Source organism: Staphylococcus sp. EG-SA-17, from assembly GCF_017151845.1.
GTDB lineage: Bacteria > Bacillota > Bacilli > Staphylococcales > Staphylococcaceae > Staphylococcus > Staphylococcus aureus.
Map to the genome: position 1 here is coordinate 1 of NZ_JACVZO010000026.1, position 23,647 is coordinate 23,647.

Consider the following 23,647-nt stretch of genomic DNA (forward strand, 5'->3'; position numbering starts at 1 on the left):
CACTATCTGAGTCTGAGTCGCTATCCGAATCTGAATCGCTGTCTGAGTCTGAATCGCTATCCGAGTCTGAATCGCTATCTGAGTCTGAATCACTGTCTGAGTCTGAGTCGCTATCTGAATCTGAATCACTATCTGAGTCTGAGTCGCTATCCGAATCTGAATCGCTGTCTGAGTCTGAATCGCTATCCGAGTCTGAATCGCTATCTGAGTCTGAATCACTGTCTGAGTCTGAGTCGCTATCTGAATCTGAATCACTGTCTAAGTCTGAGTCGCTATCTGAATCTGAATCGCTATCTGAGTCTGAATCACTGTCTGAGCCCGAGTCACTGTCTAAGTCCGAGTTGCTATCCGAATCTGAGTCACTGTCCGAATCCGAATCCGGGTCTGGACTTGGCTCTGGATCCGGTGTTGGTTCCGGCTCTGGGTCTGGACTTGGTTCTGGGTCCGGTGTTGGTTCCGGCTCTGGGTCTGGACTTGGCTCTGGATCCGGCGTTGGTTCCGGTTCTGGCTCTGGACTTGGCTCTGGGTCAACTGGTGGTCCCGGTGTTGGATCAACTGGATTTACTGCTGAATCACCATCAGCACTTCCGCCTCCATAACGTACAACATTCTCATTATTCCAACCGAAAATACTGTAATCTTTACCTGTCGCTGGGTCAATATTTTCTTGAATAACCTGTGTTTTCAAGTTTTTACCAGTATTATCATAGTGACCTTCCACTAATACAACATACGTTTTAGTAATATCGCCAAAATTAATACTTGCTACATTTTGGTATTTATAAGTGATTTTATCCTTAAACTCATTCGTTACTTCTTTAAGATTAGAGTCATTTGGGTCCGCATAGTAGCTATCTGATAATTTAGATGTATCATTCACTTCAAAAATTCTCAGTTTTGTATCTGTAGCACTTACTTTACCGCTACTTTCTTCGATTTTATCTTGGTAGCCTTTAATATACACCCACGTATTACCTAAAACTCGTTGCTTAGGGTTAACAAATACCGTTTGCTTGTATGTGTTTTGGCCTGAAGCTGTATCTACACCAATAATTTGAGAAGAAATGTTCGCGCCATTTGGCTTATCAATTCCTGCAATTGGCGAACTATAGTTATAAGTAATTTTATTATTAAACATTTCATCCGCAATATTAATATTTGCATCATATGTTCCTGATTTAGGTGCCTTTGCTCGGTCTGTAAATAAAGGTAATGAAAATTGTCCGTTAATATTTTCTTTATCATTTACATAATCTGTAAAGACAAATGTATACGTCTTAGTCAAGATATTATAAGTCGCTGTCGCTACAACATCACCATTCGTACTTTTAATGTCTGCAATTGGCATCGTATTATTTGAATTAGAGTAATCCACGTCTCCATTACCAGTTAAACTATCTGGTAACTTCGCTGTAAAATAATCCCCTGATTTCACTTTATCTGTCACTGTAAAATTTGCCGCCATAAATGTGTTACCACTTTGGTTAGGGTCGAATGTAGTCTTTTCTAACTTGAAATCACTTGCCGTAACTTTATCATTTACATTTGTACCTTTAGCATCAGCAGCATTTACTACAGGTTCAGCAACTGCAAGACTACGTACAGCTCTCGTTCTAACACTTGGTTTACTAGTTCCTTGCGCATTGGAAATCGTTTGTGGTGATGATTGTGGTAAATCTAATGTTTGAGGATTTTTAAGCTCACTGTTTGTTGCTATGTTATTAGCATCATTCGTTGTTTTATTATCTACTTGAGAATTTGCTTCTTGAGGAACAGTTTGATCTTGCATTTTTGCAGCAGTTGCTTGATCTTTAATTGCCGTCGGTTGAGGTGTTTCATTTGTTGAAGCTGGCTCTGTTGTAGTGGTATTGCTCGTTTGTGTAGACATTGGTTTTGCTGTGCTATCTACATTCGCACTGTTTGTGTTTGCACTAATATCAGATGTATCATTAGCCGTTGTATTTAATTGAGGTGTTTCTATCATATTGTTTTTTTCGGAATCTGCACTTGCATTATTTTTCGAAGATTGCGTTGTATCGTTCGATTGTTCTGAAGCTTGTGCTTGATGATTGCCTATCCCAAATAGTATAGTTGCCCCTACTATTACTGATGTGGTACCTACTGTAAAACGTCTAATCGAATACTTATTCTGCTTATTCGACAAATAATCAATTCTTTTTTTCAAAAATATTACTCCATTTCAATTTCTAGATTAGTCTAAATTGTATAATGAAATAAGAATTATATCAATTGCTTTTCGAAAAAAATTACGTAAAATTTGTTTTCTTCCTATTTATATAACTTAAAATTTTCTGTTAACTAGCAAAAATCAATATACTATTTTTACACTATTGCAAATGTTTTACTTTTCAAAAACTTAGAAGTTCTAAATTTTTCATCACCTTAAATTTTACTGTAATTTCAACAATCAAATTTAACTAACATATTAAATTAATCATCATGCTAGCAAAAAAGGCCTAACGTATAAATGTACGTTAGACCTCATGTTCAACTTATTCATTTTACATTGTATATTAAACACATACATCATTGAATAAATGTTTGCTTACTAACCAATTTTTATGATCTTTAACAACAAGTTTTTCATCTTTAAGTTCATGAATAATATGACCAGCTGTTTCCCGGGAAATCCCAGCCATATCACTCATGAGTTGAATAGTTAAAAACTGTTTGATTTCATAAAATTCATCTTGATCGTATCCTACTGTCTGACATAGATGGCATAACAATTTGATAATTCGATCTTTAGCAAATTTACTTGTTAATGCCATGTTATAGTTCATGTGTTGCTGCTCATTATCATTTATTAATGCAAAAAGTGTCAAAAATATATCATCATTAGCTTTGCACAAAAAGGCCATCAATTCTCTAGGCAATCCAAGAACTGTACAATCGGTTAGTGCTGTACACAATTCGTTAACCTCTTTCGGATGAAATAAGTTACTGATTGGAAATAATACTTGCTCTTTATTAAAATAACGATATACATCTCCATTTTGATTGTAATGTTCTCTAATAATGTTACCTTCAATTAAAAAGTAAATATTGCTACTTTCTTGTGGCGAAAAATAAATAACTTGGCCTTTCGTATAATGTCTGACAAAACATTCACTTTGATATGGTTGTAATATACTATATGGGATATTAATGTAATCTGCTAATGCCTTTAGTTCATGTTCTAATTTATTATTTCTACCCAAAATAAAGTTTTCTGTCATAAGTTAAACTCCTTCAAACCTTGCAAAGTGTCAGCAGACAACTTTTTCATTTGAATCAACGGAGAAACATATTTAATGTTTTGTCGCGTGATAAAGTGCTACATGTGAATGTGTGTACCTTTATTACCAATCAAAGCTTCGTATGCCTGCTCTAAATTGGTAATGATAACTTTTTTGTTTTCCCCACTTTCAACAAATCGTATCGCAGCTTCTATTTTTGGCAACATCGATCCTTCCGCAAACTTACCTTGTGCCGCGTATTTTTTCAGTGTTGCTACATCAATATCATCGATTTGTTGTTGATTAGGTTCATTAAAGTTAATAAATACATTTTCTACATTCGTAAGAATCATTAAGGTATCTGCTTCAATCAGCGTTGCTAATTTCTCACTAGCAAAATCTTTATCTATAACCGCTTCAACACCTTCATAGGTATTTTCTTTTTTTATAACTGGAATACCGCCACCACCGCATGCAATGACAATATTTTTACCGTCTGCTAAAGTTCGAATTAACTGGTGTTCTAGTATAGATTGAGGTAGTGGTGACGCAACAACTTTTCTATAACCACGTCCTGCATCTTCTTTAAAGACTGAGTCTGGCTGTTCTTTTTGTAATTCTTCAACTTCTTCTTTCGTATAAAAAGGACCAATTGGTTTGGTTGGGTTATTGAATCGTGGATCATCTTTATCTACTTCCACACGTGTAACGATTGTGCCTACAGTTCTATCACTATTCATTTCAGTTAAAATGCGATTGATTTCAGTTTCCAACCAATAGCCTATCATACCCTGTGACATTGCACCACAAGTATCCAATGGCATTGCCGGCGTTGTGTCACTGTTCGATTTAGCTTGTTGGATTAATAAACTTCCAATTTGTGGGCCATTACCATGTGAAATGACAATACGCGCTGGTGAATCAAATAAAGGTTTAAGGTTTTGCATCGCACGTCTAATAGCTGTTTGTTGTGCTTCAGCTGTTGCTTCTTTTGTCTGTATCGCATTACCGCCTAATGCAATGACAATTTTCTCTTTCATATTTTTGTCGCTCCTTTTAAAAAACATTTATCGTTCCCATCAATAACTTAATTAACCCGATAACTGCAAGTACGATAATAATCATAAAAAGGATATAGTCTGATTTAATCAAACGTGTCTGATTATTCTTTTGAACGATTGAATAAACAAGAAGAGCTGGAATATAAAGTAACATCGTCAATAATAAGTAATTGATACCTGCTGCATATATAAGCCATATAGCATAAATTGAGGCTATGATACCAATCGTCCATTGTTTAGTAGTTGCTTGCTGTCGATGCTCTAAAGTGTATTTAACTTGGTAAAATGCACTGAACATGTAAGGGTATAAAATAGCACTTGATGCTAGTGAAAATGCAAATTGATACGCACTCTGTGTAAATAGCATACTTATTAAAAATAATTGTACTAATATATTGGTAATAAGCAGTGCATTTACAGGTGCTCCATTTTTATTTTCTTTAGCAAACCATTTTGGAAATAATCCATCTTTTGCAACAATGAAAGGTAATTCACCAGCAAGCAATGTCCATCCTAACCATGCACCTAGTACCGAAATAATTAAACCAATATTTACAAGTGTAGATCCCCAACCACCTACAATAGTTGCAAGCACCTGTGCCATACTTGGCGAATCTAATTGAGAAATATGATTTTGCAAAATCACGCCTTGAGCTAATACAGTTAATAAGAAATAGATAATTAAAACTGATATAAGTCCTATAACCGTGGCACTACCTACATCTTTTTTATTTTTAGCTCTACTAGAAAAAATTACTGCACCTTCGATACCGATAAACACCCAAACTGTCACTAGCATCGTACTTTTAACTTGGCTCATTGTGCTCGCCCAACTAAATGGCAATACACCCTCTGACGTCATACCGAAAAAGCCTGTTTTAAAAGTGTCAAAATTGAATGCAATTATCATGCATATGATTACAAGTAAAATCGGTATTAACTTTGCAACAGTAACAATACTATTGATAAAGGCTGCTGTTTCAACACCTTTTAAAATTAGGAAATGCACACCCCAAAGTAATATAGATGCGACAATAATACTTGATAATGTGTTGCCTCCTTTAAAAATCGGGAAAAAGTTACCTACTGCTGACATCAATAGTGTTGCATAGGCAACATTGCCTAAAAACGCTGAGAACCAATATCCCCAAGCACTGATAAAGCCTACAAAATCGCCAAATCCTGCTTGAGCATAACTATAAATACCACCGTCTAGCTCCGGCCGTTCATTGGTTAAATTTTGAAATACGAACGCTAATGAAATCATTCCTATAGCTGTAATAATCCAACCAATAATAATGGCTAATCCACCGGCTTTACCGCCCATATCAGACATTATATTGAACGCACCGCCACCAATCATGGATCCTATAACTAGTCCAATTAAAGAAGATTTACTGAGTTTGTTATCTCCTGATTCGTTCATATTCATTTCTCCTTTAATACCAATATGAGGTGTCTGTACATGACACTTATATCATCAGACACATCATATTCATATCATTCCATTTAGTGATTAACTCCCCAATGTTGCTGCCATTACTGCCTTAATTGTATGCATTCTATTTTCAGCTTGATCAAACACTTTTGAATGTTCACTTCTAAAGATTTGGTCTGTAACTTCCATTTCAGCTAATCCATTTTTTTCATAAATTTCTTGTCCATAAAGTGTATTTGTATCATGGAATGCTGGTAAACAATGTAAGAATATCGTTGAATCTTTACCTGTTAAATCAAACATCTGTTGATTCACTTGATAGTCTTTTAATAAATTAATACGTTGTTCAAATTCACTTTCTTCACCCATCGATACCCAAACATCTGTATATATAGCATCTGTATTTTCAACTGCTTCTGCAATATTATCCGTAATCATGACTGAACCACCATATTGACTCGCTTTTTCTTTTGCAATATCAACATATGCCTCTTTTGGATTTAATGATTTAGGTGTACAAATTCTTACATTAACACCTAACATAGCACCTGCTACCATTAATGAATGCGCAATATTATTACGTCCATCTCCAACGTAAGTTAAGTTTATTCCTTCTAGATATCCAAAATTCTCTTTTATTGTCATAAAATCAGCTAACATTTGTGTAGGATGCCAATCGTCTGTTAATCCATTCCACACCGGTACACCAGAGAACTTCGCTAAATCTTCAACAGCTTGTTGTGAAAAACCACGGAATTCAATACCATCGAACATTCTACCTAATACTTTCGCAGTATCCTCTACAGATTCTTTTTTGCCTAATTGAATATCATTTTTCCCTAAAAATTCTGGATGCGCACCTAAATCAATAGACGCAACTGTAAACGCTGCACGCGTTCTCGTCGAATTCTTTTCGAATAGTAGTGCAATATTTTTTCCAGATAAGTAGTGATGCTTAATACCGTTTTTCTTATACTCTTTTAATGTAATTGCAAAATCAATAAGTCCTTCGAATTCTGCTTTGGTAAAATCACTTTCTTTTAATAATGATCTGCCTTTTAAATCATACGGTTTTTGAATTTCTGTCATTATTTTCACCCTCGTTTCTATAATTTATTACGTTAAATGTCTTCTCTGAATAGTGGTTGACTCATACATCTAGGACCCCCACGTCCACGTACCAACTCGCTACCAGATATTTCAATGACTTTAATGCCTTTTTGTCTCAATAAATCATTCGATACATAGTTTCTATCGTAAGTCACTACAACGCCTGGTCTTATACATAATGTATTTGAGCCATCATTCCATTGCTCTCTAGCACCATCAATGACATCACCATTTCCTGTTGGAATGAATTGGATATCATCTATACCTAGTACGTCTTCTAAAGTATCTTTTAAATGACTAGATTGTTTGATGGCAATATCTTTATTTACGTCATCATATTCAATAATAAATATATTCATATTGCCTTCTGCCTTTAAAATGGCTGAATGCATTGTAAATTTGTCATAATCTATCATTGTAAATACTGTATCTAAGTGCATAAAAGTTCGACTAGTTGGAATTTCAATTGCTACTACTTTTTTAAACGTCGCCTGCGGATTTTCAAAAATACGTCGCGCTAACTTTTCAATAGCTTGTGCAGATGTACGTTCTGAAACGCCTATAGCCAAGACATCTTTAGATAAAACAAGTTCATCGCCGCCTTCAATATTGAATGGGCAATCTCGATCTAACCAGATTGGAATATTCGCATCTTTAAATCTAGGATGATGCTTTACAATATATTGAATAAATATTGATTCTCGTCGTCGTGCTCTCCAGAACATCCGATTGATTGTTATACCGTGTCCTATTGAGGCTTGTGGATCTCTAGTAAAATAAAGGTTTGGCATTGGATCTAAATAGAATGGATACTTATCATCCATATACTCTACTAGATGTGTACATTTCGGATTAATTTCTTCCTTACGTACCCCTGACATTATTTTATCTACAAGTTCTTGATTAGAAAGTGTCGCAAATAATGCCTTAATTTCTTCTTCATGACCTAATATTGTTTTTTTAGACTCTGCTAATACATCATCAATAAATTCACTTCTTACTTGAGGATTTTCAATACTTTCAGCTGCTAACTTCTCAAGGTAAAGTACTTCAACACCCTCTTCTCTTAGCACCTGTGCAAAATGGTCATGCTCTTTTTGAGCTACTTCTAAATATGGAATATCATCAAATAGTAATCCATCTAAATAATCAGGTACTAAATTTTCTAATTCTTTTCCAGGACGCTTAAGTAACACAGTTTTTAAAGCTCCAATTTCGCTATTTACTTTAATTGGACCATCTGTCATGTCTATTTCCTCCTTTTATCTTTGAATTCATTTAGAGTATAGACAATCTTCAAACGCTTACATGTGATTATATTCACATAAAGAAAGTCGAAAATTTCATATCTTTTTGTTATACAATACATAATAATGGATTTTTATACATAAATAAAGGTGTTTTGGGTCGAAATATACATTTTTTATTCAAAAATACCCATAAAAACATGTTGTATAAAGTTTTTTATACAGTCAAATGAATGACTATGAATTCTTTCTTTCCATAAAAAAACGCGTACACAAGTTAATATTTGGTAACTAACTTGAGTACACGTGATACGAAACAAATTTTCATTATTCATTTGATACATGTCTATTTAAATAATTTTGCATATACGTATTCTGCCATATCATTTGAGGCAGTTAAGATTAATGTAGTGTCATTTCCACTCACCGTACCTAATATCTCTTCTATATTTAGCTGATCGATAAAATAGTTTATGCCTTGGGCGAAACCAGGTGAGGTTTTAACGATAATGTATGAACCATTGATGATTGAACTTAGAACTTCATGTTCACAATAGTGTCTAAACTTTTCTCTCATCTCTTGTTCTGTTTGATTATTAATAGCTTTATAAATCCATGTTTCACAATCGATAGGGACACGATATATATTAAGTTCTTTCAAGTCTTTAGCAATTGTTGTTGCACTATATCTTACACCAAAATATTCTTCAATATATGAAATGATTTGTTCTTTTTTATAAATCTTATGCTTTTTAACTATTGTAGAAACAATTTCTAATCGTTTACTTTTCTTCATATTGTAAACTCCTTTGGTAGTTACGTTTCTTGTATTAAAAAATAAATTCATGCATGTTTCATTTATAATTTAACACTTTGTTTTGCAAAAGATAATAAAAATACATGTAAATTTTTTGTGACAACTTTTAAAATGAATTTTGTATTCTAAGTCAGCATTTAATTATCACATATCTACTACTTGTAATGATTTTAGACTGCCGAGTAGTCTTTCGGCAGACAACCCTCACACTCCTCTCATCTAATTACAAAGAGAGGGTATACCTACAAAGTCAATTATCAATGTAGGTATACCCCATATATAAGCTGTATTTAAAATTTAATTATTTATAAGTGTTTAACATTACTTCTTCTTGTTTATATATTTTTACTCCACGCCTACTTCATTCCATGCTTCATACACCTGTTCAGCTGTTTGCTCGTCATATAAATCTTTAGCCGCTTGGTATAATGCATCTTTACAATCTTTGAAGTTTGAATTACTTGTTAAGTATTCCGTTAATGCTCGGTAGTAAATTTGTTCTGATTTAGATTTCCCTATTGCTTGAATTACGTTATAAGCTGCTTTATTTGGAATGCCAGAATTCGTATGCACACCACCGTTATCTTTTTCAGTGTATACATAGTCTTTCATATGAGATGGTTGACCAAATTGTTCTGGGTTTGACATGCTTCGTAAAGCATCTCCCTCTTTTCCTGGTGTGTAAACATCTTCACCCATCAAGAAATCCTCATCATCTACAAAGTATCCAAAAACATCTGAAAAGCTTTCATTTAACGCACCAGATTGATCTTTATACTCTAAATTCGCCGTTTCTTGTGTCACGCCATGTGTTAACTCATGTGCTACTACGTCATTTGCACCTGATAAATTTGTAAACGTGCGGCCATCGCCATCACCATAAATCATTTTGTCTCCAATCCATGCAGCGTTATTTCTGTTATCTTGTCCACCATAATGATTTACATGTGTTAATGAGACAATTGGACTACCATGGTTATCGTAAGACTCACGACCAAATGTATTTTTGTAGTAATCATATGTTTGTTTAGCATAATAATTCGCATCTACACCAGCACGTTGCTCATCTTTGACGAAGTTTTCATCTTCATTAGTAATCAATGTTGCTTGACCTGTTTGATCATTAAAATTGTATGCTGATAATTTACCTTGATGCGTTAAATCTTCTAGGCTAAATCCACCGTCAATACTATTGATATTGATATTTTTTGTATCGCCGAGTACTCCTTTACCTGTACCAGTTTCTGCCGCTTCTTTAACTAAGTTCGTTTTTTCAACAACTGCTCCTGTGTCGGCATCAATTTTAACTTTCCAATGTGAAATTTCTGGTGTTACTGTAATTAATTCAATATTGTAAATGTATTTATTACTGTCACCGTCGATTTCGACTTTATTTTCTTTGATAACGTCATCTTGGAGGTTTTTAGCTTTATTTTTATCAATCTTAACTGCGTTAAATGCTTTGTCAGCCGCTTCATCCTTGCTTAATGTCACTTTATTTGTCGGCTTTACTTTCTTTGCGTCAGTATCACCGTTGATTAAAACGACTTTTCCTGATTTGTCTGCGTGTACTTTCACTTCTTTGTCAGGTGCATGAACACCATCCACACTCGGTTGTAACGTGTAATGCGTAAATCCTTTCTTATCTGTTTTTACATCTGTAACAGAGTAATCTTGATAATGATTTTTCACATTTTCAGATTTAGGTAACTCTTTTAATGCTTTAACTGCATCACTCTTTTGTGTGATTTCAAAATTAATATCTGAAGTTGCTGGTTTGTGATTCGTATCACTCGCTAGTGCTGCAGGTGTCAAAGAGCTCAGCAACGTTACTGTCGCCATACTTGTAAATGCATATCTTGAAAATTTCCTCACATTTCATTCCTCCTGAAATTTTAAAAACAGCTTATAAATAAAATATTAATTTAATTTTTCAGAAAAGTAAACGATTATTTCTATTTATTTCTATACTTTTTGTTCGTTGATTTTATTTATTGATTCTTTTCTTTTTTAAAAATGTTATCTGTGACTAAATAAAATTTTGAAAATTGCACTTAATTATATTTTAAAATTTATCAAGGCTTTATTTTTGTGAAATTATTAACAATCAAAAAATTAGTACAACACATACTTAATCAATACGTGAAATATATATGCTGACTACTTAACTGCGCATGATTAAATCTATATATTTCAATATCATGGAGACACGAAAACTACCATCATATAATCAAAAAGACTAGTATGTGACATCATTCCTCACAAACTAGCCCCTATATTTACTTTATTATTTACTCGTTTTGTATGGCGTATGTCCCACTGTAACTTCAACCACTCTATTATGATCAACAACAAACCAAATGCCTAATGACTTTTTAGAATGTTGATAATAAAAAATACCGCTATCAGATTCTTTCGTTTTATTATTCTCTTTTTTCAAATCTTTACCATAAGCTTTTTGAATATCTTTTAGTGATATATTATTTTTAACGATAAATTGTAATTGATTCGCTTCATTTCCTTTTGCAGTTACACCTTTAAAAGTTTGATCGTATTTCTCTACTTTTTTTGTCGCATTTGTCTTCGCTAATTTAATACCATTAAATGTCACGTTGTCATATTTAATAGCGTTAATAAAATGCTTATCCATTATAAAATTAGCGTTATGACCGATATATCCATGATAAGTATAGTAAGGTGTTGTTGCCGCCTGCGTTTCTTGATGTATTGGTGATGCAGTCCCTACAACTGTTGCGCCAATTAAAGTACCTAATGCTAATGTCGTTGCTGCACAAAGTTTAGTTGTTTGATTCATATTTATCTCTCTTTTCCATACAAATTTTTCAATCTTATTACTATTATTATAACTTGCTTGTACAATAAAATACTATTGATTATATTTATAAATATATAACAGTTTTGTTATACTTATTTGAAGTACATAAAAACTAACACAAACATTAATATCGTCCGCATTTCAAGTTTTATAGTTAACATCATTTTGTCGACATTGAAAGCATGATGCCATGCAATGTATGACTATTTTTATTATAAACGGAGGCGTTACATTTGAAAAAATTTCTTATTACTGTTGTTATCATCTTGTTAATTGGTGCACTTGGATTCGCCATTTATGCTGCAATAAATCATTCTACATCGTCAAATCATAATAATGAGCAAGATAATAAAGCTACCCATCAAAAGAAAGATACTGAAGTAAATCATCAAAAAGACGAAAATACAAACAACACAAATGAAAATCAAAACAACAACGGTGTTACTAATGGCAATCAATCATCTACGCCATCAACTGTCCAAAATAACGGTTCAACAGCACCAGCGAATACACAACCATCTAATCCGAATCAATCAAATTCAAATCAATCTAATCCGAATCAATCAAATTCAAATCACGGCGGTAGCAGTCAACCTTCAACGAATAACCAAAATCATAAACAACAGAACACACCACCTGCTAATAAATCAAATAATACCAATACGCCTTCTAAACAAACACCTCAAGTACAATCACCTAAAAATTAATCATTTACCTGATACGTCCACAAGTATCAGGTACATAAATTCAGAAAAACAGCAGTAAGATATTTTTCTATTTGAAATATCTTACTGCTGTTCTTTATTTGCATAATTCGCACTCTGTTAAATTCATATAAAAGTTCGCTTTAATGTCATTGACGTATGTATAAGCTCTCATGTTTAATAAAATTAATACACCTTTAAAAACGCTTACACGGAAAATTTAGAAAGGAGGTACATGTTAAATGCTTGATAGACACTTAAAACTACTCCAGTTTTTTATTAAAAATCCATCAAAGCACATTAGTTCTAATGAAATTGCTGAACATGTCAATGTTTCAAACCGCACAGTTCGCAATGATATCCATGTTATCAATAGCAATTTTATGGATGATATCATCGTAAGTATTAAATCTAAAGGATATCAATTAAATACATCGCAGTATACCTTAGAAACGATAACTGAACGTTACACGCATATTCAATCATATAAAGAAAAACTATTATTATCTATGGCGTATCAACTGCTAATGCACAATAAATCGCAGACATTGCAACAACTAGAGCAAGATTATCTATTATCTAAAACTGTGCTCAACGACTATTTCATTCGTATTCAACAATGGTGTCAAAAATTTAATATCGCTTTAACAATTAAGAAAAAACAAGGTATTGTGGTCGATGGAACAGATAATGATATCACTAATGCCATCATCCATTTAAATCAATTATCATCAGGGCATGTACATGTTGAAGACCTAATTTTAAATGAATTACCTGATTCACACCAAAGGATGATTTCGCATATTATACAAGAGACACTTCAACAACATAGTATTGAAACAACTGATATTCAAATACAACAGCTTTTAATTCATCTCATTTTAATCATTAAACGTAAGCAATCTTTAAGTGAGCTAGACACGTTAAACCACGATGCAAAATTGATATCTCAATCTTGCATTAAGCAAATCAACGAAAGATTAGGTTATGACTTGAACGAACAAGTAATCAATATGTTTTCATTCTTTATTGCTTATCATTTTAATAAACTCGATATTGGCATAGAACGTATATTTATACAAAGTTATATTGATCGCTTAATCGAATTGATGCAGCAACGTATTCATGTACCTTTCAATGAAGATTCGATTTTACAACAAAATTTATATAATCATTTTAGTAAAGCATATTTACGTATCACTCAAAACATTTATTTAAACAATCCTTTAGTTATAGAGATTAAAAAACTCTATCCCTTTGTGTTTAACACACTTTTTGAAGCGATTGATAAATTAGCAGTTGATACAGATATTGAGATGAGTGAAGATGAAATTGCTTTTTTAACTATTCATTTTCAAGCTGCCATCGAGCGTCGTACCAAAACACAATTAAATGTAGTCATTGCTTGTTATTATGGTCTAGGTGTGTCGAATTTTTTAGAAACTAAAATAAATAACTTATCCGAAGAGTTGTTAGTGATAAATACGATTAAACTAGAAAATATAACACACTATCACTTTGACAATGTAGATTTATTAATAACGACCCATGATATTCCAAAACAAACGCTAAACATACTTCCTAAGCACCTTTCAACTATCAAGGTTGCACCATTATTTTCTGAGGATGACCGTCACAAAATCAGACATATTGTGAAGCAAAAGCAAAATCCGGTTCAAGCACATCATCATATGGACACTGTCAATTTCCTTGTCGTAAATACTGAACAAAAACCACGACATACTGTGCAAATTTTTGAAGAAGCTCAAAAAATATTACAAGCACATCATGCGATTGTAGAAGGATATATCGAATCAGCTTTAGAGCGTGAGAAATCATCTTCTACATACATAGGTAATTTTATGGCGATTCCTCATGGTGATCCTGAAAAAGTTTTACAATCACATGTGCTTATTTTTCGCACAAAAGATGTTTTTCCTTGGCGACAACACGATGTCAAACTTGTCTTTTTCTTAGCAATTTCACAAAAAGACACAGCTTTTACAAAACAAATGATGCAATTAATTGCTAACTTGGATGATGATTCAGTGAACCATTTATGTAATTTAGATGATCATAGTTTAAAGCAACAGTTATTTGAATACTTACAAGAATAATTGCCACTAGTAACGGTAATTATTCTTTTTTTTAGTATCGAGAATGCGCTTACAATATAGAAAAGGAGATGATTTTATGAAAATTGTAGCTATTACCTCATGCCCAAATGGCATTGCACATACATATATGGCTCAAGAAAAGCTTGAGCAGGTAGCAAAAGAAATGGGTGTGGATATTAAAGTAGAGACACAAGGCGGTGTTGGTGCTGAAAATGTTTTAACTACGCAAGACATCGAAGAAGCTGATGGTGTCATAATTGCAGCTGATAAACAAGTTGATCTGTCCCGATTTGTTGGTAAACGGTTGATTAATGAAAATGTTCGCGAAGGGATTCATAATCCGAGAGGTCTAATTCAACGTATCATTAATCAAGATGCGCCTATTTATCAATCTGAAACAAATTATCATTCGAAAGATCGCGGTAAGTCTAAAAGTGGTATTCAAATGGTGTATCAACATTTAATGAACGGTGTATCGTTTATGGTTCCTTTTATCGTAGTTGGTGGACTCCTTATCGCCATCGCGCTGACTCTAGGCGGTGAAACGACATCAAAAGGATTAGTCATCCCAGATGATTCATTTTGGAAATCCATTGAAAACATTGGTAGTTTAGCCTTTAAATTTATGGTTCCAATACTAGCTGGATATATCGCTGTTAGTATCGCTGACAAGCCCGGTCTTGTTCCTGGTATGATTGGCGGCGCTATCGCTGCTGACGGTAGTTTTTATGGCAGTGATGCAGGCGCAGGATTTTTAGGTGGTATTGTTGCTGGTTTCTTAGCAGGTTATATCGCAAAGTGGATTAAAGATATTAAAGTTCCAAAAGCAATGGCACCAATTATGCCTATCATTATTATTCCCATTATTTCATCGGTCGTTGTAGGATTGATATTTATATTTTTAATCGGTGCACCAATTTCTAATATTTTTGAGGCATTAACAACCTGGTTAAAAAGTATGCAAGGTGCTAATATTATTATACTTGCGATGATTATAGGTGCGATGATTGCCTTCGATATGGGCGGTCCAGTAAACAAAGTAGCATTTTTATTTGGCTCAGCACTTATTGCTGAAGGTAATTACGCCGTTATGGGTATGGTCGCAGTTGCTGTATGTACACCACCAATCGGTTTAGGTTTAGCAACGTTTGTTCAAAAGTATAAATTCAATCATTCCGAAAGAGAAATGGGTAAGGCTTCCTTCACTATGGGACTATTTGGTATTACTGAAGGTGCTATTCCTTTCGCAGCCCAAGATCCATTGCGCATTATACCTGCAAACATCATTGGTGCAATGATTGCATCAGTCATTGCAGCCATTGGTGGTGTCGGCGATAGAGTCGCACATGGAGGTCCAATCGTGGCTGTATTAGGTGGTATTGATCATGTATTATTGTTTATCTTTGCAGTGATAGTAGGTAGTCTTGTCACAATGACTACTGTACTATTATTAAAACGCAATACACCAGTTATAGCAGTAGATGCACCAGCGCAACACACGCAACTTCATGATACAGATATAACACAACATGATACAGAGGTTGACAATGTAGATAACACCGCGAAACATTCACATCACAATAAACCTTCTCATGTTTTTGATCAACAAACTATGATAATTACTGATCACGACATGTCTCGAAACGAAGCAATTGATATGTTGATTCATAAACTTAAAATTTGCCGTTATGTAGAGCACACATCGCATTTAAAAAATGCAATCCTAGAACGTGAAATGGAGTCTACGACAGCTATTGGCATGAACGTGGCCATTCCACATGCAAAGTCTGATGTTGTAAAACAACCGATTGTAGCTGTTATGAAAAATAATCATGGTGTTAAATGGGAGAGTCTAGATGGTAGTCTACCTCAATTGATATTCTTAATTGCCGTACCAAACAACAGTCAGGATACACATTTAAAAATACTTCAGCGCTTATCTAAAGCGTTAATGAATGATGAGACACGCCAATCACTAATTAATGCAAACAGTACTACAGAAATTTATAACTTATTAATGAAAATATAGAGGAGTTTTAACTATGGCATTATTTTTACAACCCGTTTTTAAAGACAGAATTTGGGGCGGTCATGCATTAAAAGCATTTAACTATGATATCCCTAATGAAACAACTGGTGAATGCTGGGCAATTTCTGCACATCCAAATGGTCCTAATACAATTATCAATGGTCCATACAAGGATATGACCCTAGATCAACTTTGGTCACAACATCGTGAATTATTCGATAATGATTCACGAGATAGTTTCCCTCTGCTAACTAAAGTATTAGATGCCAATGATAAATTATCTGTTCAAGTTCACCCGGATGATGATTACGCTTTAAAACACGAAGGCGAACTAGGTAAAACAGAATGTTGGTATATTTTAGATGCAGCCCCAGGTGCTGAAATTATATATGGCGTACATGCACATAATAAACAGACGTTAATAGACATGATTGATAATCATGAATTTGACAGTCTTTTCAAACGTATACCTGTTAAGCCCGGTGACTTTTATTATGTTCCTGCTGGCACTGTCCATGCCATTGGTTCGGGTATTTTAATTTTAGAGACACAACAATCCTCCGATACGACATACCGTATTTATGACTATGATAGACGAGATCAAAATGGTCAATTGCGTGATTTGCACTTAGAGCAAAGTAAAGATGTGATTGAATTAGGCAATCATGAACCAAATACTACTCCTATAACAACTCACATCGACACACACACTGTAACTCAATTTGTAGATAATCAATATTTTGCAGTATATAAATGGGATATTCATGGAGATTTAAAATTCAATAAACCACATGCTTATTGCTTAGTTACAATTATCGATGGTACTGGTACTTTAACAGTAAACGATAAGCACTATGACATCCCAAAAGGTTCTAGCTTTATTTTAACTACGGAAGACGAGGATATTCACTTTGTCGGTAATATTAGTGCTATAGTAAGTCATCCTGGATAATAGCAATGATAACACCCGTCCCATAAAAGACAGAAATTACTATCTCTTCTGTCTAAAAACATAAAAATCCACACATTAAGGAGCTATAACCCTAATGTGTGGATTTCATTTTTATTCTGTAACGTTACTTTGGTCAACTTTTTCAGATACGCGTTTCATCAATGGATCTGTTACAGGTTTTAAAATTAAACCTACAACGAAGAATCCTATGCCAAATAACGTTAATATAATTAATTTTGTAATTAAGATTTCCGGAACAATACCGCCTACTGTTTCACGTAATGAATCAATTGCATACGTAAATGGTAAGTATGGCGAAATGTTTTGGAAAAATTGTGGCGTAGTTTGAATTGGGAATGTTCCTCCACCACCTGCAATTTGTAATACAAGCAATACGATTGCAATGGCTTTACCTGGGTTACCAAGTAATGATACGCACGTATATACGATCGAGTTGAAAATAATCGAACAGAAAATCGTTATAAGTACGAATAATACAGGTGACTCAACCCCTGCTTTTAGGATTAACAAATCTCCAACCGATACAATGAGCGCTTGCAACATACCAAGCATTATAAAGAATCCTGCCTTACCTAAGAACACTTGTCGTGTCGTTAACACTGGCTCTAAGCTCTTATGTTTATTATCAACAGTTAATAGGCTTACCATCAAGAGTGCACCTACCCATACTGACAGTGCAGTATAGAATGGTGTCATACCTGAACCATAATCCTTAACTGGGAAAACATCAACAGTCTTCTTATTAATAGGATTTGCAATAATACCCGCTTGTTTTTTTAAATCATTCTTAAGTGTGTCGATTAATTTGTCGACTGCATCGTCTTTGTCTAACTTCTTGAAAATCTTATTCGCTTTTTTCAAATCTTTTTCAACATCAGGCAATTTATTTTGAGAAAAATCAGCTAAATCTGATAAAGCCTTTTTCGCTTGTGGCTGATTTTTATTTAGTAATCCTACTGCTTGATCATAACCATTTAATAACGTTGGTAAATTTTTATTCACACTTGCTGTCGCATTAGTTAATCGCTGTTCCAACTGTGGTAAGTCATTGCGCACAAAGTTAGCAGCTTTAGCTACATCACTTTTCACTTTCGGGAAGTTTGCTTGAGCATTTTTAACAGCACTAATGTATTGTTGTTCAATACTTGGTAATACTGTTTGTAAGCGATCAATACGTGTTTTACCATTTTTTAAAATAGCTTGTCCACTATTAATGACTTGATCAATTGTATTTAATTTAGACTGAACATTGGATAATGCAGTTTGCCCTTTGTTCAATTCATCCATAATACGTTGTGATACTGATACTAAAGAGCTGTTAAGATCTTTTTTAACATAATCTCTAAATGATGATAATGATGAATCTAGTTTTGAAAGTTGATCTAGTAATTTAGTAGCTTCAGCAGTTCCTGAACTACCATTCTTTAATGCATTGCTTAATTGATTAACTAACCTTAATGATTCATTAATTCGATTATTAGCTGCCTTTACCTTATCAATTTCTTTTGATAAATCAACATTTTCATTCTTCTCAATCTCTTTTAATGTATCGATAAATTGTTGATTATATTGCGTTGTGTATTCTAAACCGGACTTAACATTATCTAAAGACTCTCTAAAATCAGAAGGCTTGTCCGATGCTAAAATGCCATACGAAATATTACGTAATGCCTGACTATCTTTTTGTGCGGCTTTCGCTTGGGTATCTAAATTATTTGATAATGATAATAAAGAGCCCGTTAATGCCGCTTCCATTGATTTAACATCTTTATCTGTAATGTTTTGTGTGTTCTCGTTAGCTGTGCTGACTTGTGTTGTTGTTATATCTGCAAAACTTTGACCATCTTTTTTCCCGCTTGTACTTTGTGGTGTAGTCGATACAGGCGCATTATTACCATTTGGTGCGGTATTTTGCGTAACATTATTATTTGGTGCAGTATCGCCACTTGGTACACTTGGTGGCGTTGATGCTACACCATTACCAGCTGCAGGTGCACTATTTGATGTTTCGTTGTTCGCCGCGCTATTTTGAGGAATCTGTTGCTGGTTTCTTCGATTTAAATCTTGCGCGCGTCGAATTGCATCTTGATAATCACCGACTCTACTTCTAACTTGTGTGACGAAGTCTTTGGCATCATTTAACTGTCCATTAGCTTGATCAATACCTTGACTCGCAATGTTAAGTCCTTGATTAATTTTAGGGAACTGCGCTGGCACGTCATCAGCTGCAAAATTTAACGCTTTTTCAATTTTCGGCATATAATTATTTAAAGCTAATATCAACTTAGCCTTTTCATTAAGTTGCGGAATAGCACCATTGACTTCGTTTAATTTTTTCTGAGCATCTAAAATATCGCCTTTATAATTTCCTAGTTTTCTAAAATCATTGGCATATTTATCTAAATCCGCTTGGTGGTTATTCAAATATACAATTTTATTCGCAAAGTCATTAATCTTAGGTAAAGCTTTATCTGCTGAATATACCGCATTTTTTATCTTATTAATTGTCGGCACATTTTCTTCAATAGTTAAACCTGCTTTGTTAGCTTCTTCTAATAATGCTCGAGTTACTGTTTTATTAAATTGTTCATTCGCTTTTTCAACGACAACTGACGAACCAGTATCTGTTAGCTTAGACGCAACAGCGTTAATCTTCTGATTCACCTTAAATTCTACATCTGCTTTTTGAGGCTGCTTACGTAGTGTCCCGGTAATTTCATGTGTAAACTTAGATGGGATGTAAATACCTGCAAAATATTTACCCATTTTTATCTCATGATCAGCTTTCTCTCTACTTACAAACTGCCAATCAAAACTTTTATTTTTCTTGAGTGTATTAACCATCGTATTACCGACATTAACTTTTTTCCCTCTGATTGTGTCGCCTTTATCTTCATTAACGACTGCGACCTTGATGTGTCCCGTGTTGCCATATGGATCCCACATTGCCCATAAGTTAAACCAAGCGTAGAACGATGGCAAAATAGCTAAGCCTGCTAAGATAATCCACACAGCTGGCGTCTTAGCTACTTTCTTCAGATCCATTTTAAATAATTTAAATGCGTTCTTCATTGTCACACTCCTATGTAGGAATTATTCATATTTTTTATATATTTTTTGTAAATTAATTTATTTTTGCGTTGTGAATTAGTATAATCAATTTACTGGAAGATATTTAGTCGATTGATACCTATCAACTATTTTCAGCATACGATAAATTATAACAAATCATAGTTTATTATCACACTTAATTATTATATTTTTCAAGGGAGAATACGAAATATGCCTAAAAATAAAATTTTAATTTATTTGCTATCAACTACGCTCGTATTACCTACTTTAGTTTCACCTACCGCTTATGCTGATACACCTCAAAAAGATACTACAGCTAAGACAACATCTCATGATTCAAAAAAATCTAATGATGATGAAACTTCTAAGGATACTACAAGTAAAGATACTGATAAAGCAGACAACAATAATACAAGTAGCCAAGACAATAACGACAAAAAATTTAAAACTATAGACGACAGCACTTCAGGCTCTAACAATATCATTGATTTTATTTATAAGAATTTACCACAAACCAATATAAACCAATTGCTAACCAAAAATAAATACGATGATAATTACTCATTAACAACTTTAATCCAAAACTTATTCAATTTAAATTCGGATATTTCTGATTACGAACAACCTCGTAATGGCGAAAAGTCAACAAATGATTCGAATAAAAACAGTGACAATAGCATCAAAAATGACACGGATACGCAATCATCTAAACAAGATAAAGCAGACAATCAAAAAGCACCTAAATCAAACAATACAAAACCAAGTACATCTAATAAGCAACCAAATTCGCCAAAGCCAACACAACCTAATCAATCAAATAGTCAACCAGCAAGTGACGATAGAGCAAATCAAAAATCTTCATCGAAAGATAATCAGTCAATGTCAGATTCGGCTTTAGACTCTATTTTGGATCAATACAGTGAAGATGCAAAGAAAACACAAAAAGATTACGCATCTCAATCTAAAAAAGACAAAAATGAAAAATCTAATACAAAGAATCCACAGTTACCAACACAAGATGAATTGAAACATAAATCTAAACCTGCTCAATCATTCAATAACGATATTAATCAAAAGGATACACGTGCAACATCATTATTCGAAACAGATCCTAGTATATCTAACAATGATGATAGTGGACAATTTAACGTTGTTGACTCAAAAGATACACGTCAATTTGTCAAATCAATTGCTAAAGATGCACATCGCATTGGTCAAGATAACGATATTTATGCGTCTGTCATGATTGCCCAAGCAATCTTAGAATCTGACTCAGGTCGTAGTGCTTTAGCTAAGTCACCAAACCATAATTTATTCGGTATCAAAGGTGCTTTTGAAGGGAATTCTGTTCCTTTTAACACATTAGAAGCTGATGGTAATCAATTGTATAGTATTAATGCTGGATTCCGAAAATATCCAAGCACGAAAGAATCACTAAAAGATTACTCTGACCTTATTAAAAATGGTATTGATGGCAATCGAACAATTTATAAACCAACATGGAAATCGGAAGCCGATTCTTATAAAGATGCAACATCACACTTATCTAAAACATATGCTACAGATCCAAACTATGCTAAGAAATTAAACAGTATTATTAAACACTATCAATTAACTCAGTTTGACGATGAACGCATGCCAGATTTAGATAAATATGAACGTTCTATCAAGGATTATGATGATTCATCAGATGAATTCAAACCTTTCCGTGAGGTATCTGATAGTATGCCATATCCACATGGCCAATGTACTTGGTACGTATATAACCGTATGAAACAATTTGGTACATCTATCTCAGGTGATTTAGGTGATGCACATAATTGGAATAATCGAGCTCAATACCGTGATTATCAAGTAAGTCATACACCAAAACGTCATGCTGCTGTTGTATTTGAGGCTGGACAATTTGGTGCAGATCAACATTACGGTCATGTAGCATTTGTTGAAAAAGTTAACAGTGATGGTTCTATCGTTATTTCAGAATCCAATGTTAAAGGATTAGGTATCATTTCTCATAGAACTATCAATGCAGCTGCCGCTGAAGAATTATCATATATTACAGGTAAATAAGTATTATATTAAACCCGTAAAATTTATAAGTATAAACAAGGAGTTCGGACTTAAACATATTTCTGTTCATAAGTCCGATTTCTTATTCAATTAAACCCGAGGCATTCAGTTCGAACGCCTCGGGTCGTTTTATATAAATATATTATTTTATGTTCAAATGTTCCTCATCATATACGTTTCAATTGTCATCTCACACATTTTATAAATATGAGCAAATGTACTTATTCTCAAACATTACTGCCGAGCTTTAATTGACGTTATATTAATTATAAACTACTTTTCCATGACTCTATGGATTCAATGTCACATGAGCGTGATAAAATTTGTTCAATAATAAAGTCATGTTTATCATCTGATCTATCACCAACAGCATCTTCTAAAACAGTAATATAATAGTCTTTATCTACACTTTCTAATGCCGTGCTCAATACAGCTCCACTTGTAGAGACACCCGTTAATACTAAATGATTAATATCATTTGCACGTAAATAAACTTCCAAGTAACTACCTGTAAATGCGCTAAAGCGTCGCTTAGAAATAATCGGCTCATCTTCTAGTGGTGCTAAATCTTCAAGTATTCGTGTAGATGCATCTGCTTCAGTAATCGCATATCCTTGAGCTTTAATTGTTGAAAACACTTTATTACTCGAGGAGACATCATTAAAATGCTTATCTAACACTAAACGTATGAAAATGACTGGTATTCGATGTTGTCTTGCTGCTTCAATTGCTCTCTGATTCGCTTTAATAATATTTTTTATTCTAGGTACACTACTCGCTATACCTTCTTGCATATCCAAAACTAATAGCGCCGTTTTTCGAGACATCTTCATTCTCCTTTACTTGTGTAGTTCTAAGTCGTTAAATTCATTATAACGTTAAAATGATGGACAATCTATTCATTGCATTTTGCATATACTTCACAATAAATTAA

Annotated in this window: 17 protein-coding genes; 5 read left to right on the forward strand and 12 right to left on the reverse strand. The window is 33.7% G+C overall.

Going from position 1 to position 23,647, the window contains the following annotated elements; all coding sequences use genetic code 11:
- The 10 genes from clfB to isaB all read right to left on the reverse strand — a co-directional run.
- On the reverse strand, positions 1-2,185 hold a 2,185-nt coding region (clfB, locus tag IDG65_RS11015; RefSeq protein WP_206174102.1), incomplete at its 3' end, for an MSCRAMM family adhesin clumping factor ClfB.
- Positions 2,186-2,534: 349 nt separating this feature from the next.
- Positions 2,535-3,239 carry a Crp/Fnr family transcriptional regulator gene (locus IDG65_RS11020; protein ID WP_000138218.1) on the reverse strand — a complete coding sequence of 235 codons (705 nt, stop codon included), beginning with the start codon at positions 3,237-3,239 and terminating at the stop codon, positions 2,535-2,537.
- Between the two features lie 98 nt (positions 3,240-3,337).
- On the reverse strand, positions 3,338-4,279 hold the full coding sequence (arcC, locus tag IDG65_RS11025; RefSeq protein ID WP_000660028.1) for a carbamate kinase: 942 nt from the start codon (positions 4,277-4,279) through the stop codon (positions 3,338-3,340).
- 16 nt (positions 4,280-4,295) lie between these two features.
- On the reverse strand, positions 4,296-5,726 hold the full coding sequence (arcD, locus tag IDG65_RS11030; RefSeq protein WP_001005843.1) for an arginine-ornithine antiporter: 1,431 nt from the start codon (positions 5,724-5,726) through the stop codon (positions 4,296-4,298).
- A 90-nt stretch (positions 5,727-5,816) separates the two neighbouring features.
- Positions 5,817-6,827 carry an ornithine carbamoyltransferase gene (gene argF, locus IDG65_RS11035; RefSeq protein WP_000136165.1) on the reverse strand — a complete coding sequence of 337 codons (1,011 nt, stop codon included), beginning with the start codon at positions 6,825-6,827 and terminating at the stop codon, positions 5,817-5,819.
- A 32-nt stretch (positions 6,828-6,859) separates the two neighbouring features.
- Complete coding sequence (gene arcA, locus IDG65_RS11040) at positions 6,860-8,095, reverse strand: arginine deiminase (protein ID WP_000129411.1); 1,236 nt, start codon at positions 8,093-8,095, stop codon at positions 6,860-6,862.
- Positions 8,096-8,271: 176 nt separating this feature from the next.
- Complete coding sequence (locus tag IDG65_RS11045; protein ID WP_043854625.1) at positions 8,272-8,439, reverse strand: hypothetical protein; 168 nt, start codon at positions 8,437-8,439, stop codon at positions 8,272-8,274.
- A 2-nt stretch (positions 8,440-8,441) separates the two neighbouring features.
- The gene (locus IDG65_RS11050) at positions 8,442-8,891 is read right to left on the reverse strand and encodes an arginine repressor (protein WP_000748760.1); all 450 of its coding nucleotides are present in this window, start codon (positions 8,889-8,891) and stop codon (positions 8,442-8,444) included.
- Between the two features lie 366 nt (positions 8,892-9,257).
- A complete protein-coding gene (gene aur / locus IDG65_RS11055) occupies positions 9,258-10,787 on the reverse strand; it encodes a zinc metalloproteinase aureolysin (RefSeq protein ID WP_001225042.1) in 1,530 nt (509 codons plus the stop codon).
- A 412-nt stretch (positions 10,788-11,199) separates the two neighbouring features.
- Entirely contained in the window at positions 11,200-11,727 is a 528-nt protein-coding gene (gene isaB / locus IDG65_RS11060) for an immunodominant staphylococcal antigen IsaB (RefSeq protein ID WP_001077099.1), read from the reverse strand.
- A 254-nt stretch (positions 11,728-11,981) separates the two neighbouring features.
- On the opposite strand from isaB, the gene IDG65_RS11065 reads away from it, so the two are divergent.
- The 4 genes from IDG65_RS11065 (at position 11,982) to manA (ending at position 17,550) form a co-directional block, all read left to right on the forward strand.
- Positions 11,982-12,455, forward strand: coding sequence for a hypothetical protein (locus tag IDG65_RS11065; protein ID WP_000714021.1), 474 nt, complete (start codon positions 11,982-11,984; stop codon positions 12,453-12,455).
- Between the two features lie 239 nt (positions 12,456-12,694).
- On the forward strand, positions 12,695-14,569 hold the full coding sequence (locus IDG65_RS11070; RefSeq protein ID WP_000886999.1) for a BglG family transcription antiterminator: 1,875 nt from the start codon (positions 12,695-12,697) through the stop codon (positions 14,567-14,569).
- Between the two features lie 76 nt (positions 14,570-14,645).
- The gene (locus tag IDG65_RS11075) at positions 14,646-16,598 is read left to right on the forward strand and encodes a PTS fructose transporter subunit IIABC (RefSeq protein ID WP_000706109.1); all 1,953 of its coding nucleotides are present in this window, start codon (positions 14,646-14,648) and stop codon (positions 16,596-16,598) included.
- A 13-nt stretch (positions 16,599-16,611) separates the two neighbouring features.
- Entirely contained in the window at positions 16,612-17,550 is a 939-nt protein-coding gene (gene manA, locus IDG65_RS11080) for a mannose-6-phosphate isomerase, class I (protein ID WP_001173200.1), read from the forward strand.
- Between the two features lie 111 nt (positions 17,551-17,661).
- Here the strand turns inward: manA and IDG65_RS11085 are convergent, their stop codons facing one another.
- Positions 17,662-20,643, reverse strand: a complete 2,982-nt coding sequence (locus IDG65_RS11085; RefSeq protein WP_000785092.1) for a YhgE/Pip domain-containing protein — start codon at positions 20,641-20,643, stop codon at positions 17,662-17,664.
- A 210-nt stretch (positions 20,644-20,853) separates the two neighbouring features.
- Here IDG65_RS11085 and IDG65_RS11090 point away from each other — a divergent pair, with 210 nt between their 5' ends.
- Positions 20,854-22,713: an amidase domain-containing protein gene (locus IDG65_RS11090; RefSeq protein ID WP_001125630.1), complete on the forward strand. Its 1,860-nt coding sequence runs from the start codon at positions 20,854-20,856 to the stop codon at positions 22,711-22,713.
- 266 nt (positions 22,714-22,979) lie between these two features.
- On the opposite strand, the gene IDG65_RS11095 is transcribed toward IDG65_RS11090, so the two are convergent.
- Positions 22,980-23,540, reverse strand: coding sequence for a cysteine hydrolase family protein (locus tag IDG65_RS11095; protein WP_064131782.1), 561 nt, complete (start codon positions 23,538-23,540; stop codon positions 22,980-22,982).
- Between the last annotated feature and the right edge of the window lie 107 nt (positions 23,541-23,647).